13 protein-coding genes are annotated in these 14,952 nt (G+C 37.7%); 9 read left to right on the top strand and 4 right to left on the bottom strand.

The genetic code is table 11. The annotated features are described in order from the left end of the window. The first annotated feature begins 22 nt into the window (after positions 1-22). Positions 23-1,402, top strand: a complete 1,380-nt coding sequence (locus tag AOC36_RS07105) for a helix-turn-helix domain-containing protein (RefSeq protein ID WP_067632840.1) — start codon at positions 23-25, stop codon at positions 1,400-1,402. A 268-nt stretch (positions 1,403-1,670) separates the two neighbouring features. Beyond that, entirely contained in the window at positions 1,671-3,026 is a 1,356-nt protein-coding gene (locus tag AOC36_RS07100; RefSeq protein WP_067632838.1) for a helix-turn-helix domain-containing protein, read from the top strand. A gap of 11 nt (positions 3,027-3,037) precedes the next feature. Here AOC36_RS07100 and AOC36_RS07095 read toward each other — a convergent pair whose 3' ends face one another. Then, a complete protein-coding gene (locus AOC36_RS07095) occupies positions 3,038-4,816 on the bottom strand; it encodes an ABC transporter ATP-binding protein (RefSeq protein WP_067632836.1) in 1,779 nt (592 codons plus the stop codon). Then, a complete protein-coding gene (locus tag AOC36_RS07090) occupies positions 4,813-6,558 on the bottom strand; it encodes an ABC transporter ATP-binding protein (RefSeq protein ID WP_067634588.1) in 1,746 nt (581 codons plus the stop codon). Before AOC36_RS07090 ends, AOC36_RS07095 begins: the two co-directional genes overlap by 4 nt. A gap of 345 nt (positions 6,559-6,903) precedes the next feature. Between AOC36_RS07090 and AOC36_RS07085 the strand changes: the two genes are divergently transcribed. From AOC36_RS07085 to AOC36_RS07060, 6 genes are read left to right on the top strand one after another with little or no spacing between them, the layout of a single operon-like run. Beyond that, complete coding sequence (locus AOC36_RS07085) at positions 6,904-7,617, top strand: ABC transporter ATP-binding protein (protein WP_067632834.1); 714 nt, start codon at positions 6,904-6,906, stop codon at positions 7,615-7,617. Further along, positions 7,592-9,220, top strand: coding sequence for a hypothetical protein (locus AOC36_RS07080; RefSeq protein WP_067632831.1), 1,629 nt, complete (start codon positions 7,592-7,594; stop codon positions 9,218-9,220). Before AOC36_RS07085 ends, AOC36_RS07080 begins: the two co-directional genes overlap by 26 nt. A gap of 2 nt (positions 9,221-9,222) precedes the next feature. Continuing rightward, on the top strand, positions 9,223-10,140 hold the full coding sequence (gene pip / locus AOC36_RS07075; protein WP_067632829.1) for a prolyl aminopeptidase: 918 nt from the start codon (positions 9,223-9,225) through the stop codon (positions 10,138-10,140). A 44-nt stretch (positions 10,141-10,184) separates the two neighbouring features. Beyond that, positions 10,185-10,766: a DJ-1 family glyoxalase III gene (locus tag AOC36_RS07070; RefSeq protein ID WP_067632827.1), complete on the top strand. Its 582-nt coding sequence runs from the start codon at positions 10,185-10,187 to the stop codon at positions 10,764-10,766. Beyond that, positions 10,766-11,062 carry an MTH1187 family thiamine-binding protein gene (locus AOC36_RS07065; protein WP_067632825.1) on the top strand — a complete coding sequence of 99 codons (297 nt, stop codon included), beginning with the start codon at positions 10,766-10,768 and terminating at the stop codon, positions 11,060-11,062. Before AOC36_RS07070 ends, AOC36_RS07065 begins: the two co-directional genes overlap by 1 nt. Before the next feature lie 17 nt (positions 11,063-11,079). Further along, on the top strand, positions 11,080-11,487 hold the full coding sequence (locus AOC36_RS07060; RefSeq protein ID WP_067632824.1) for a hypothetical protein: 408 nt from the start codon (positions 11,080-11,082) through the stop codon (positions 11,485-11,487). A gap of 34 nt (positions 11,488-11,521) precedes the next feature. On the opposite strand, the gene AOC36_RS07055 is transcribed toward AOC36_RS07060, so the two are convergent. Both AOC36_RS07055 and AOC36_RS07050 read right to left on the bottom strand, forming a co-directional pair. Continuing rightward, positions 11,522-12,892, bottom strand: coding sequence for an MATE family efflux transporter (locus AOC36_RS07055; RefSeq protein ID WP_067632821.1), 1,371 nt, complete (start codon positions 12,890-12,892; stop codon positions 11,522-11,524). A 143-nt stretch (positions 12,893-13,035) separates the two neighbouring features. After that, positions 13,036-13,635: an NAD(P)H-dependent oxidoreductase gene (locus tag AOC36_RS07050; protein WP_067632819.1), complete on the bottom strand. Its 600-nt coding sequence runs from the start codon at positions 13,633-13,635 to the stop codon at positions 13,036-13,038. A 204-nt stretch (positions 13,636-13,839) separates the two neighbouring features. Here AOC36_RS07050 and AOC36_RS07045 point away from each other — a divergent pair, with 204 nt between their 5' ends. Further along, positions 13,840-14,922: a DUF871 domain-containing protein gene (locus AOC36_RS07045; RefSeq protein ID WP_067632817.1), complete on the top strand. Its 1,083-nt coding sequence runs from the start codon at positions 13,840-13,842 to the stop codon at positions 14,920-14,922. The last annotated feature ends 30 nt before the right edge of the window (positions 14,923-14,952 follow it).

The following is a 14,952-nucleotide window of genomic DNA, read 5'->3' as shown; positions in this document are numbered from 1 at the left end:
TTTTTTTGATGAGGAACAGACTATGACTTGTTATATTGAGAATCACATTTCTCGAAAACTCAAACTAATTGACACACTTTATTATGCGAAAACAACACCTTCTATTGAAACACTATCGGCGGCAATTAATGTCTCCGAACTTACAGTTCGAAAGTATTTGAAGGATTATAATCTGAACTACCGCCATGAAACATTATCACTTAACCAACGCCAAGCCTGTTATGATACAATTTTATCCGAATCTTTGTTTTACAAGATTCTCTTTTTGTTATTTACAAGTCCTGGCTTATCTGCAAGTGATTACAGTTATCAGCTTGCCATCAGTACCGTAAACTTTTACAAGCAAATTAAGAAACTTAACGAAGAGTTAGGTGTTTATGGCATCAAAACCATCGTTCATGATGGTTATCATCTAGACTGTGAAGATGAAACATTGCTGTATTCAGTGATGTTTTATTATATCGCAAGCTACAACACAGAAAATAAAGCCCTCTTTGAGAAAATCAATCCGCTGTATTCAGTGATAAAGAAAAACGACATTCACGTCGCATTGTTTGAATTTGATAAAGACTGGGAACGTCGCTCGCTTTGTGCTTTCTTATGGATCTGTTTGGTGAGAGAATCACACGGTCTTAATAAGAAGAATACTGCATTAAAAGGTGCTTATGAAACCCATATCTCACTTGAGCTTGAAGATGTTAATGAAATCCTAAAGGTTGTCCCAGATGCACGATTTGAACAGATGCACAGTGCACTCAACCTTATGAAGAAAATGACACAAAAACAACCTGTAAACATCACTTCAATCACAGATACAGTGATTTCATACTATGAACTTAAGACGGGGATTGTAATGCGATCATTCGAATGCGATCCCCTTCAAAGCCTCCAAAACCTGATCCAATATGGACATCAACTGATCGCTATCTTTCCCTTTGATATGAATGGATGTTCATTTGTTCTCAAGGATTTTTACCAAGACTATCAAATGATGAATGCAGAGTTTACTGAACATTTTGAAGCCTTATTGATGATTTGCACGCAAGTCACCTGTATTCCCTTTACCTATTATCGTGAATTACTGTTTTACTGGTTCATAACACAGGGTGGGGAACAAGCACTCCTATCGCACAAGAAAGTGTTGGTTGTGAAGAAATCATCGAGTGATGATGGGAATCTAAACACACAAGAACTCAATCAACTGTTGCGACTCATTAAAATTCAAGGAGTCTTCTCTGAAATTAGTGAGCAAGAGTTTGTAAGTGACACACACTGTGTTGATTATGATCTGATCATTAGCTACGTTGAAATGGAGAAACATCACAAGATTATTCAGAAAACCTCACGCAATGAATCCCATCTTATGAAATCAGTATTTGACTATTTTCAAACCCAATCTTAGGTTCACATGAACGAAATACCCCTTAAATCAAGATAAAAATTAGATGACAAAACCACAGAGAAATGATTTCCGTAGAATTATGAAAAAATTCATACATTTGCATGATATTGTTAAGACCTTAACAAAATTTATGGAATTTGTCCAATATTTCACGATTCATTTCAAATATATGAAACTATTTTAAACATAACAATATAATGTTCACATAGTTTTCAAATATCTTCGTGTGTTGTCATATATAATTTTTTAAGATGAAGGGGTGATTTGTATGCTGTTAAACTACAATAAGAAAGTACAGCGTATTGTACGAATTCTGGAATCAATGATTACAGGGGATGGATGGATTGCGATTAAACAATTATCACACATCAATGATTGCACAGAGCGCACGATTTATAATGATGTGAATTACCTGGTTAAGAACTGGGGTCATATGATTCCACTTGATATTTCACACACACATATAGTTTATCCAAAGTCTGCGATTGGCAACATTCAGTATGTACGTGAACGCATCCTTGCCAATCAAGGGATTACGAAACTGATGAAACTTATTATTGAAAAACCACACAATAGCATTGAGTTTTATGCAGGTCAAATTAATCTTGGCGTTCAATCAACCCGCTATATGCTTTCTGATTTAGAAAAATCATTGAGTCTGTATGATATCGAATTAAATACCAAAACCAAAAAAATATATATTCATGGGGATGAATTAAGAGTACGCTATTTCTGCGCAACTTTTTATTATTTATTCCAACGCTGTTTCAAACTCGAACCCAGTAGTGTTGAACATGGTGTTACGGTAAATTATTATATGAAAAACCACGCTATTTTATCGCGCTATCTTCGGTATATTGAACAAGTTTCGATTTTGCGGTTTAAAAGTGGATTTAAAATGAAATCACAGGTTGTAAAATGGGACCTTGAAAATGATGTCAATGCAACCTTACTCGAGTTTATCGATACTTTAAGTCTTGAAGATGAACGCATTAAGCCCTATGATAAAGAACTTTTCGGTACAATCGAAGCGATGGGTTATGCGATTGAACCTCGAGATACCAATCGAGTCCGTATGATACTTGCAATGATTACGTTTATGTATCACGAAATATACAGTATTAAAGACATCCGAATTAACACCGCTACACTCTTTATCTTGAATTATTCAAAAGTAAACTGTGAACGGTTTAAATCAAATGAAATGCGGCTTCTTAGTGTGCTTTCTAATTTCACAAAAGATGCCCAAGCGGTGATGTCTCCGTTTCTATTTACCTTGGATTCATTGTTTCCATTGGATCATGAGAAATACAGCAGCCGTTATGTGATTTTCAGTGGAACCAGTCATGAACATTCTAAAGCAGTAGCCCGTTACATGGATGACTACTTTCCAAATAATATGTACATTGTCTATGATGGTAAAACGGAACTTCAAATACCCAGAAGTGATGATCTCTACAGTTTCTGTGAGAAACATCGGTGTGTTGGGATCATCTCAACCATTGGATTTCCTTATAAACTGGATATTCCGACCTTAACCGTCAGTGACTATTTTGTAGGCAGTGATATTGGACGCATCTTTGATTTTATCAATGAAACCTGTCATCAAGAAATAACATTTTAAAAAAAGGACTCCTATTGGGAGTCCATGTTTTGTTTTTGGAGCTGATACATATTGTAGTAAATGCCTTTTTGCGAAAGCAAGGATTCATGGGTACCCCGCTCAACAATATGACCTTCTTCTAAAACTAAGATTTGATTGGCATCTTTTATGGTTGACAAACGGTGTGCAATCGCGATGGTTGTACGACCTTTACGAATTCGTTGGAGTCCTTCTTGGATTAAGGATTCGGTTTCAGTATCAATGTTTGCGGTTGCTTCATCAAGAATTAAGATTTTAGGATTGGTGACAATGGTTCGAGCAAAAGCAAGGAGTTGTTTTTGTCCTGTAGAAAAGGATGCACCCCGCTCTGATACTTGATAATCGTAGGTTTCAGGCAATGTTTGAATAAAATCGTCTGCTTGTACAAAACGACACGCATCTTCAACTTGTTGACGCGTAATATTTGGGTTTAGAAGTTTCACATTATCCGCTATCGTACCGTAATAAATAAAAGGGTCTTGTAGAACCAGACTCATTTTTTCACGTAAGTGCGGCATTGGGTAAGAACGAATGGATTGATTGTCGATGAGAACATCCCCTTCAAAGAATTCATAGAAACGCATCATTACGTTGATAATTGAACTCTTTCCACTTCCAGTATGACCCACTAAGGCAACCGTTTCACCTGGGTTGACAGTAAAGGAGATGTTGTTGAGTACATTATGTTTCCCATCATAGGAGAAGGTCACATCACGAAACTCAATCTTAGCATCAGAGATTTCATTGACTGCATTGGCATCTTGTGAAGGTGCCATTTCTTCATGATCTAAGATGGCAAAGACACGCGCTGCAGAGACAATGGCTTGTTGGAAGATGGATAAGCGATCCATGATTTGAAAGAGTGGATCATATAATCGGTATACATAGTCTACGAATACTAAGATAAGCCCTGCAGTTACTGTGTGGGAAAATGATTGAAATCCCATATAAAGTAATACGGTTCCTAAGGTAAGGGCTGTGAGTAAGTGAATGATTGGGTAAAGCAATAATCCATCCAGCTTTAAGGTTTTCATGCGTGCTTGGTAGTACTCATAGTTTGTGTTTGCAAATTCATCGGCAAGTCGTTTTTGTTGGTTGAAGACTTGAATAATTCCCATCCCAGAAATTGACTCTGCTAGTTTTGTATTGAGTGCACTGAGTTTACTGCGTGCTGTTTCATAATTACGGGTACTGTATTTTTGGTATATCATAACCACAATCAGAGCCAGTGGAATAAATGAAACACAGATTAAGGCAAGGGTCACATTCAGATAAAACATCGTAATCACAATTGCGACAATCAAAACTGAACTGCTAAAGGCAACAGAAACAACACTCACAAGCATTTCTTGAATGGCATCTGTATCATTGGTAACACGCGACACAATACTTCCAGCGGGTGTTTTATCAAAATAACGCATGCCTAAGAATTGAAGTTTCTCAAAGAGTTCAAGACGAATCTCTTGAGTCACACGATTCCCTATAGAAAAGAATCGATACGTGTACAGATACCGGAAGATGGATACAACAAGTTGTGATAGAAAGTAGCCACTGATGAGCAAGGCAATTGCTTGGATATCAAGTGGGTTTCTAAGGATTTGAGTATCCACAATCTGTTTAATTAAGATAGGGCCAATTAGATCAGACCCAACTGCGATAAATAAGAAGAAGACTGAAATTATCAGTGTTTTCTTCATGGGTTTTAAATAGGTTAATAAGCGCAACAGTGTTTGCCACTGCTGTTTTCGACTGAGTTTTAAATCTTCTTTCATGATGCATTCTCCTTGCTAAACTCTTGGAGGTTGAATATCTCAGCATACCACCCATGTCGTAACATGAGTTCTTTGTGATTGCCATGTTCAATGACTTGGCCATCTTCAAGAACAATAATATTTTGTGCATGCTGAAGGGCACTGAAACGATGCGCGATAATTACGGTTGTTTTATGTTTGCGCAGTTGTTTTAAGTTTTTAAGAATCCGTTCTTCAGTTTTCGCATCAACTGCAGATAGGGCATCATCCAAGATTAAACACTCTGAATCCATTAAGATGGCACGTGCCATCGCAATGCGTTGTTTTTGACCCCCGGATAAAGAAACACCACGTTCACCAATTAAGGTGTCATAGCCTTTTTCAAAGCCAATGATATCTTTATCAACATCCGCAATCTGTGCTGCCATTCGGACCGCATCAAGATTAGCATCTGGTTTTCCAAATCGAATGTTATCCGCAATTGACATTGAGAATAAGAAAGGATCTTGAGGAACATAACCAAAGGCATTACGATATTGTGTTACATCGTATTGACTGATTTTGATGCCACCAAACTCAATGGTGCCATCAAATTCATCATATTCACGTAATAAGAGTTTGATAATACTGGATTTACCACTGCCTGTCTTCCCAACAATGCCCAATGTTTCGCCTTTATTAAGGGTAAAGGATACGTGTTTGAGGTTTGCGGAATCTTCTTGATCTGGGTATTTGAAGTGATTGACTTCAAAATGAATGTCACCCTGTGGTGCTTGGTTCAGCGCATCTGGATGATTGATGATATCCTCAGGAATATCTAAAAGTTTTGTGATACGCTCATAAGACACCAACCCGCGGTTCATGGTGTTAAACATAAACCCAAGTGCCATCATAGGCCATGTCAGTTGATGAATATAATTCACAAAGGTCACAAAGTTTCCGGTTGTAATATCACCGATATTAATTAAGTAAATCCCCATGATAAAGGATAAGACCAGACATAAGGTGATAATCATGATAATCATGGGGTCAAACATCGCATCATAGCGTGTGACGCGAAGGTTTTTTTCATATACATCTTTAACAATCCCTTTAAAGTTCTCAACTTCATACTCTTCTTGGCCAAAGGTCTTCGTAACTTTCATACCGTTAATGTTTTCTAAGACGCGATTGTTCATATCAGAAAATGCTTCTTGCGCAACATTGAAGGTTTTATGGAGTCGTTTGCTGAGTGCTTGCGAGCACAGAATCAACAAGGGCATGGGTAGAATTGCAACCAAGGTTAATTTCCAATTGATTAAGAAAATCATGGCTAATAATACCGTTACTCCGGATAAGACTGAATCCGCTAATTGAAGCACGCCTTGACCTGCAACCGCTTGAACAGACTTTAAATCATTGGTGGCATGGGCCATTAAATCACCGGTACGGTGTTGTTGGTAAAAGGCTGGGGACATTTTAGTGAAGTGTTTGAATAAGTCGTTTCTTAATTCATTCTCAAGACGAAATGCAGTACCAAAAATAAAAATACGCCACAGATACCGAAGTATATACATCATAACTGCACACAATAAAAAGCCACCAACACCCATCACAAGCGTCTGAGGTGTAAGTGTCTTGTCTTTAATTGAATCAATAATATTTCCCATGATTTTAGCTGGGATTAAATTTAGAATTGAAATTCCTAATAAAGCAAGTATACCGGATATGTATGATTTTTTTTCTTTCTTAAAAAACCAAGATAAATCACTCAAAATCTTCATAAGACATCCTCCATATTCGTTAATTATAAGGATAAATCCTTTGATTATCAATACAGAAACGTGCTTATATGTTTTATTTTTTACTTCTTGATAGATTTCCACACGAAATTCATGATTTATGAATCCATCACCACACAACTTAAGGTTTTATCTCTTATTTAAACTATGGTTTAAGTTTTTTAGTAGAAATATTGTGAAAAATACAAAAAGAATTCATCGGTGTGTTCTGTTTGATTGAGCACGATAAAAAGTGAACTAAATTTTCATGCCAATGAAATTAATGTGTGTGTGAAAAAAATGACACGTATGATACAATGAACTTTATATAGACGAAGAGGGGAAACAATGAAACTAAATGTATATGATTTGCATAAATCATTTGGCACTAAAGTGGTGTTGGATGGCGTAAACGCCAGCTTTGAACAAGGAAAGATTTATGCACTTTTAGGAAGAAATGGCAGTGGAAAGACGACGTTTTTTAACTGTGTCAGTCAAGAAATACCGTTTGATTCTGGAACGATCACTTTAGAACCACATGAAACACTTACACCTCAAGATGTTGGGTATGTTTACGCAACCCCAACTTTACCGGAGTTTTTGACAGGGTATGAGTTTCTTGCGTTTTTTTGTGATATTAATAAAGATAAAGGCTTAGACCGTAAAGACATTAATACATACTTTGACAAGATTCAGTTTGATATTGATGATCGTCATAAGTTAATTAAAGAGTATTCATTGGGTATGCGTAATAAGTTACAGATGATTAGCATCTTAATGTTGAAACCGAAGGTTCTTTTTTTAGATGAACCACTGACATCCTTTGATGTGGTCGCATCAGTTGAAATGAAGAAGCTCCTTGTTTCAATCAAAGAATCATGCATCATGATTCTCGCAACCCATGTCTTGCAAATTGCGAAAGATATCTGTGATGAGGTTGTGATTTTACACCATGGTACAACGAAGATGTTGTCTCATGATGCCATTAGTGATCCTAATTTTGAAGATGAAATTCTTGAAATGTTGAGTGAACCCCATGAAAAGCAAACATCCAATGTCTAAACTCTTAACGTATATTAGCGTCAATGAATTAATTTATTGGGTGGGACGCATTCCAATTCTTAAGAAGTGTGTGAATCAGAATACCTACTCAAATCCAAATGTTAAGTCTTTTTTCATTGTGGTTAACGTTCTATTTATGTGGTTTACAAGGATCTTGTTGAGTGTGATTGGACTGGGTATCTTTTCGTTAATTGGATCCTGGTTTGTAAGTGCTGGCTATTTCTTTCATCCCTTTATTGTGGTGAATTCCTGGACGTCAATCTATACAATCTTGATTTTTACCTATCTTTCACTCACCAGTAGAAAAAGCCTGGTCTTTGAAGACTCAAAGGAGAAATGGCTGCTCATTAAACAATTTCGCGTAAATCCGATGGATGTCTATACCTATACTTTCAAAGAGAATGTGTATTCCTTTGGTGTAGTGGGGCTTGTATTTTGCATTCCAGTGTTTGCGACACATGCGTATCTGTTGGGTGTGTTAGTGTTGATTGCACCGCTTATGAATTTATTGACCTACGAAGGGCTTGCATTGAGAACCTTACGAATCCATCAGAAGAAACGTTCAATTAAACGGGCAATACTCACCTTTTTAGCACTTGTTTTAGTGATTGTATGTTCAATTGCCTTGATTCAAAATACCACACTTCTTATGGTTTTGTGGTCGCTGGTTTTATGTGTGGGTGTTTATAACTTCTATATAGAGTTTATAAAACTGGATGACAACAAACTGAATAAGGCAAATCAGATTGTAAGAGAGTCAATGAATCTAAGCAGCAATGCAGCGCGTGAGCTCGTTGAGCTGAATCTTGAAAGTGCCCGCATTGACGACACCATCGATGTCCAAGGCGATCAAAGCATCGTACAACGGCTTCAAGGGTTTCGCATGATTAATCGCCTGTTTTATAAGCGACACCAACGCATTTGGATGAAATCATTAAAGTTTTCACTCAAGGTTATTGTCATAATTTTAGCGGTAGTGAGTCTGATTATTGCTGCAGGATATATCCTTGATTATGAAGGGATGATGGGCGTTAAACACACAAGTTTCTCAAATCCACTCGCGTTCTTACGGTGGTTTATTATCTTTATGTCATTATCGAATTTTACAGAGTCCATCTGTAAATCATTTTTCTTGAACTGTGATAGTGCTTTATTACACTATGCATTTTATCGACGCAAAGAGATTATCTGGAAGCAATATCTCAGTCGCTTAGGAACCTTGATTGGACTCAACCTGATTCCGGCTTTATTGCTGTGTGCATTACCCTTACTGCTTCTTGCCACAAACCTCATTGATTATTCCTATAGCTTAATGATTCTCATGGTTGGTACACTCCTTTTTAGTGCATTTATCACCGTACTCTATCTCATGCTTTATTATCTGATTCAACCCTATAATCTGGATATGGAAAATAAAAGTCCACTGTATAAAACCATTACTGGTATCTTTGCATTCGGTGTGTTTTATACTTCAGATGCGTTCTTTATAAACATTATGAATTATAGTGGATTGGTGTTTCTTTCTCTAGTTGGGTTTATTATCCTATCGTGTATCACAGTCTACTTATTTGGAGAAAAGACGTTTAAATTAAGGAGGAGCTAATCATGAATGAACCAGTTTATTTAGAAACAGGGGATGGCCATACCCTCGCCGTTTATTGTAGAGGCCAACGCAACAAACCCGCGGTCATTGTATGTCATGGTGGACCAGGTGGGTCCATTAATGACGCAAGTTTTGAGTGTTTTGATTTAGACCAATGGTTTGTGATTGCCTTTGATCAACGCGGATGTGGACGCTCAACGCCCTTTGCATCCTTACACAACAACACAATCTTTCACTCAGTGTCAGACATGGAAATTATTCGTAACCATTTCAACCTGGATTCGTGGGTTGTCTTTGGAGGAAGTTATGGCACAACCTTAGCACTCACCTATGCCATTCATCATAAACACCGTGTGAAAGCACTGGTACTCAGAGGCATCTTCTTAGGGCGTGATGAAGACATTCAGTGGTTGTATCAAGCGGGCTGTTCTTACTTCTTTCCCACTCATTTTGAATCCTTTAAAGCTGTGATTCCCAAAGAAAAGCAGGGGGATTTAGTGAGTGCTTATTATGAGATTTTTAAATCAGCGGATGAGTCGTTAAAACGCCGTGCTGCGAAAGCATGGGCAGATTGGGAAATGTCTGTGGTTCGTTTGATTCCACCCGATGATTTATCAAGCATTGAAATTAAAGATTCCGATATCAGTCTTGCCTTATTAGAATGTCACTATTTTGCGAATCACATGTTTTGGGATGATGACAATTATATATTAAATAATGTTTCAACAATCCAAGACATTGCGACTTATATAGCGCATGGACGCTATGACGTGGATTGTAGACCCAGCGGCGCGTATGAACTCGCTTTACACTTAGACAAGTGCGAACTTGTCTTTACTGAAGCAAGTGGTCATAGTGGGAGTGAACCCAATACACAAGCAGCCTTAACACGGTTTATGAAACACTTAGAAACACAATAAATCGTCTAAATCGTGGTATGATACTATCAAAGGAGGCATGATCTATGCATGAAGTAGTAGTGATGATTGCGCAAGGCTCTGAAGAAATTGAAGCCTTGAGTGTTGTGAATGTGTTACGACGTGGCAATGTTGATGTCGTTTTGATGAGTATCCATGATGATAAACGGATTGTGGGAGCACGTAACATTGTGATTGAAGCAGATGTGACCTTTGATGAAACCCTTATTAGGAATGCAAAAAGCATTGTGTTACCTGGAGGGGTTGAAGGGACTGAACATCTTTTACACTTTGAACCTCTAAGACGTATCTTAAAAGAGATTCAAGAAACACATCTCATTGGTGCCATCTGTGCTGCACCAAGCATTTTAGCGGATGTTGGGATTCTTGACGGGAAACATGCAACCAGTAATCCTGGATACAAAGAGAAGGTCATGGCACATCCTGTCCTTTATTCAGAAGAAACCGTCGTCAAAGATGACAGGATTATCACATCACGTGGTATGGGCACATCCTTACCGTTTGCTTTAGAACTCCTTGAATCACTCATAGGAAAAGACATACGAAAAGAAGTAGAGCAAGGTGTTGTTATGGGGTCCCTTGTTGACTATATCAAGGCGGTTTATTAATGCACCACGTAACCTGTGATTTTACCCTGATACCCATCGGAACAAATTCAACAAGCGTGAGTGAGTATGTGAAAGAAGTGCCCAGAATCTTAAAAACGTTTCCATCATTAACCTATGAGATATCTGGTATGGCAGCATCACTTGAAGGTGACATTGATGAAATATACTCCGCAATTCGAACCATCCAAGAAGCGCTATTTGATAAAGGATTGAGCCGTGTGTATACGGTAATCAAGATTGATGATCGCCGTGATGAAGCACATACGTTAAAATATAAAAAAGAAGCAGTACAGTAACTAAAAAGGGGAGAAGCATGGAAACATATTATCATGAATTGAAACGAATCAGTGGGATTCAACGAATCATCTTAGGATTTATAACAGTAGGCATGATTTATGCCTTGGGAATGGTGGATCTTTATTTCATGACGCAATCTTTATTCCTGGATTGTGTCATGATCGGACTTTTGATTCTCAAAATTGTTCGCAATGAAAAGATCCCTTTGTTAGGATACCTGATGATGTTCAACAAGGAAGTGGATCAAGGGACACGTCTAGACCATGGTTTGTGTTTTTGTTTCATGGGTATCTACGCCATAATTAACGGCTATTATCAATCCTTTGATACACTGTGCACGCTGCCTTTTGCATACCTCTTGGTGTATTATCCAATCTTCTCTGGGATCACAAAATCCGAAGGGAAAACGATGTTTCAAAAATAAAAGAAGTCGTATTCACGACTTCATATCGATTCAATTAGTATGCTGGTGATTCTTCTAAAACTTGAGAGGGCACCAGTTTTTTCTTGCGCACCACTAAGTAACATCCCATATGGGCCAGGGTTGTCAGTACCCAAGATATTGGATATGAGATATACAAGCTTTCCAGTGTTTGTGCTTGTTGGAAGACGGTGAAGATCCAGATGACCCTAAATAAACACGCACCCCCTAAGGATACAAGCATGGGCATAATGGAATAGCCTAATCCACGAATACTTCCGACAAAGACTTCCATAATCCCACAAATAAAGTAGGTGGTTCCAATGATACCCAGTCTCAGTAAGCCATAGCTAATGACTTCGGGGTTTGTGGAATATAACCCGACAAGCGACGATCCAAAGACATAAGCTCCCATTCCAAAGGTGATGCCTGCTAAAGTCACAAGAATTAAACATGATATTAAGATCTTATCAATTCGGTTGTATTTATGCGCTCCCATATTTTGACTGGTAAAGCTCAATGATGCTTGGTAAAAGGAATTCATGACGGTATATACAAATCCTTCAATATTATTTGCGGCAGTGTTTCCAGCCATGACAATCGATCCAAATGAATTAATGGAGGATTGAATGAGGACATTTGAAATGTTGAAAATAATACCTTGAAGCCCTGCTGGAAGGCCAATACGAATCATCATCATAAACTGTTTTTTATGAAATGTTAGTTTTGTGACATCAACGCGCATAAAGTCTACGGAAGTATGGATACTTACAAGAATAAATGCAGCGGATATATATTGTGAGAGCACAGTCGAGATTGCAACTCCCGCAACACTCCATTTAAAGACAATCACAAACAGTAAGTTCACAACAACGTGGACAACACCCGCAACACTTAAGAAGTATAATGGGCGTTTTGTATCTCCCACAGATCGAAATAATGCAGCTCCGAAACTATAAATCATAAACCCAGGCATGCCTAAGAAGTAAAGCTTCATATAAGTAGTGGATAGGTCAATGACATTTGAGGGAGTTCCCATCATTTCAAGTAAGGGCCTTGAGAAAAAGAACCCAATAAAAATCATGATTACCCCACCCCATAGGGCTGTAAATAAGGATGTACTGACTGTTTTATTCGCGTTTTTGTAGTCCTTTGCACCAACATACTGTGCCATCACAACATTGGTTCCTACAGAAACTCCAATAAATAAGTTAACCAGAAGGTTAATTAATGCACTTGTCGATCCAACTGCAGCCAGTGCAGTTTCACCACTGAATCGACCCACAACGATGATATCAACAGCATTGAATAAAAGCTGTAATATCCCAGACAAAGCTAAAGGAATTGCAAATGCAAAAATTCCGCCAAAAAGCGGACCCTTAAGCATGTCTATCTCTCTATTTTTCATAAAACATTGCTCACACTCACTTTCTCACTCACACAGCACAATTTTATCACAAAATGCGTCAATAAATTGCTATAAAAATTTATGATTCGTTAAGAAATTGTAAGGATATTTAGGTGTTAAAGAAAAGAAGTCGACATGACTTCTTAAATTTTTTCGATAACGGTTTGAATTTCATCAAGAACATGGGATAAAGTTTCTCTGTCTTGATAAGGAACACGCCCATACACTAAGTGATCTAATAGTTCAACATTGTTACTATTGAACATCCACCCTGAAGTGACTTCTTTGATGATACGCGTAAGTTCTTTTGACGCTTCTGATTCTTGAGGTTGCCCTGTGCAATGAATAAACAACGCTTTTTTACCAGCAAAGATTTTTTTAGGTTCATCACTTTCAAAACTGTATGCAAAACCATGTTGGAAAACACGTTCAACATATCCTTTGAGAATTGCAGGGAATCCATTCCACCAAACAGGGTAGATATACATCAATATATCACTTTCTTTGATATAATCCATTTCGATTTGAACATCGTGTGGGAACACGTCATTATCACGAACAAACTTTCCATCTACAACATGAATGGCTTCTTCAGCGGATAATACTGGATTGAAATTCATCGCATACAAATCGCGTATGGTTACAGTGTGATTGTTTTTTTCAAGCGTTTCACTGACGCGCTCTAAAATTGCATGACTAAAGCTTTCATTACGTGGGTGTGCATAGACAATTAGTACTTTCATTTTAAGTCCTCCAATGAATTTCATTTTATCACATTGAGTGTAATTATATTGATAAAAATATGTGTGTACTTAAATAAATTTTAGTGGTTTGTCGTGTTTAAAAACAAGATAAAAATTTTTTCAATGGACATCATATTAATCTATTAAACATCCTTTAGGTATGGTAAGATAGAAACGAATACATTACAAAGGAGCGTAAAAGAAATGGGAAAAAAAGGGATTTCAATTTATCCAGATGTTTCAGATTATGAAACAACAAAAGCGTATATTGAGAAGGCAGCACACTATGGATTTACGCGCGTGTTTACCAATCTTCTTGAAACAACCGCTACAAAAGAAGAACTGATGGAAAAGTATGGTCGCTTAAACAGACTTGCTGCATCTTTAGGTATGGATGTTTATTTAGACGTGACACCTGGTGTTATGAAACAATACGGAAAATCGTATACCGATTTATCATTCTTTAAGGAACTAGGTGCAGCTGGTATTCGTTTGGATGAGAGTGGCAGCGCGCATGAAGACGCACTCTTAACAAATAATCCAGATGGTATTAAGATCGAATTCAATGCAAGTACCAATAATCGTCATATGGAAAACGTCTTATCATTTGGTGCTAATGTCAGTAATATGGTAACCTGTCACAACTTCTATCCACAAAAATATACGGGTCTTGGTTTTGATTTGTTTGTGAAAACGTCACAACAAATGAAAGACATGGGGTTAAATGTTGCGGCATTTGTATCCAGTCAAGTGCCAAACTCATTTGGTCCATGGCCTGTGAATGAAGGGCTGTGTACACTGGAAGATCATCGCTTTTTACCACTTGACTTGCAAGCACGTCACCTCTATGCAACAGGCCTTGTAGATGATGTGATCATCGCAAATTGCTACCCAAGCGATGAAGAATTACAAGGATTGGGAACACTTCAAGAAGGCGTTCTTACAATGCGTGTTGATTTTGAAGACGATGTGTTGGATATTGAACGCGAGATTGCATGCGAATTCAACCACTTTGTTCGTGGCGATATGAGTGATTACATGGCACGTAGTACCATGTCACGCATTGTATATAAAGATGCACAGATTCCAGCACATAATACACGTGACCTAAAACGGGGTGATGTGATCATTGTGAATGAGGAATATGGTCGCTATAAAGGTGAGATTCACATTGTACTCAAAGACATGGAAAATGATGGTCGTAAGAATGTCATTGGACGCTTAAATGATGATGAACAAGTTCTCTTACAGTACTTAACATCATGGAAACCATTTAAATTGATTTAGTTAAAGCAAGGGAAACCTTGCTTTTTTATG

This window comes from Erysipelothrix larvae, from assembly GCF_001545095.1.
In the GTDB taxonomy this organism is placed as follows: Bacteria; Bacillota_I; Bacilli_A; order Erysipelotrichales; family Erysipelotrichaceae; genus Erysipelothrix; species Erysipelothrix larvae.
The sequence above is the reverse complement of the archived record's forward strand: the minus strand, read 5'-3'. Positions and strand labels throughout refer to the sequence as shown.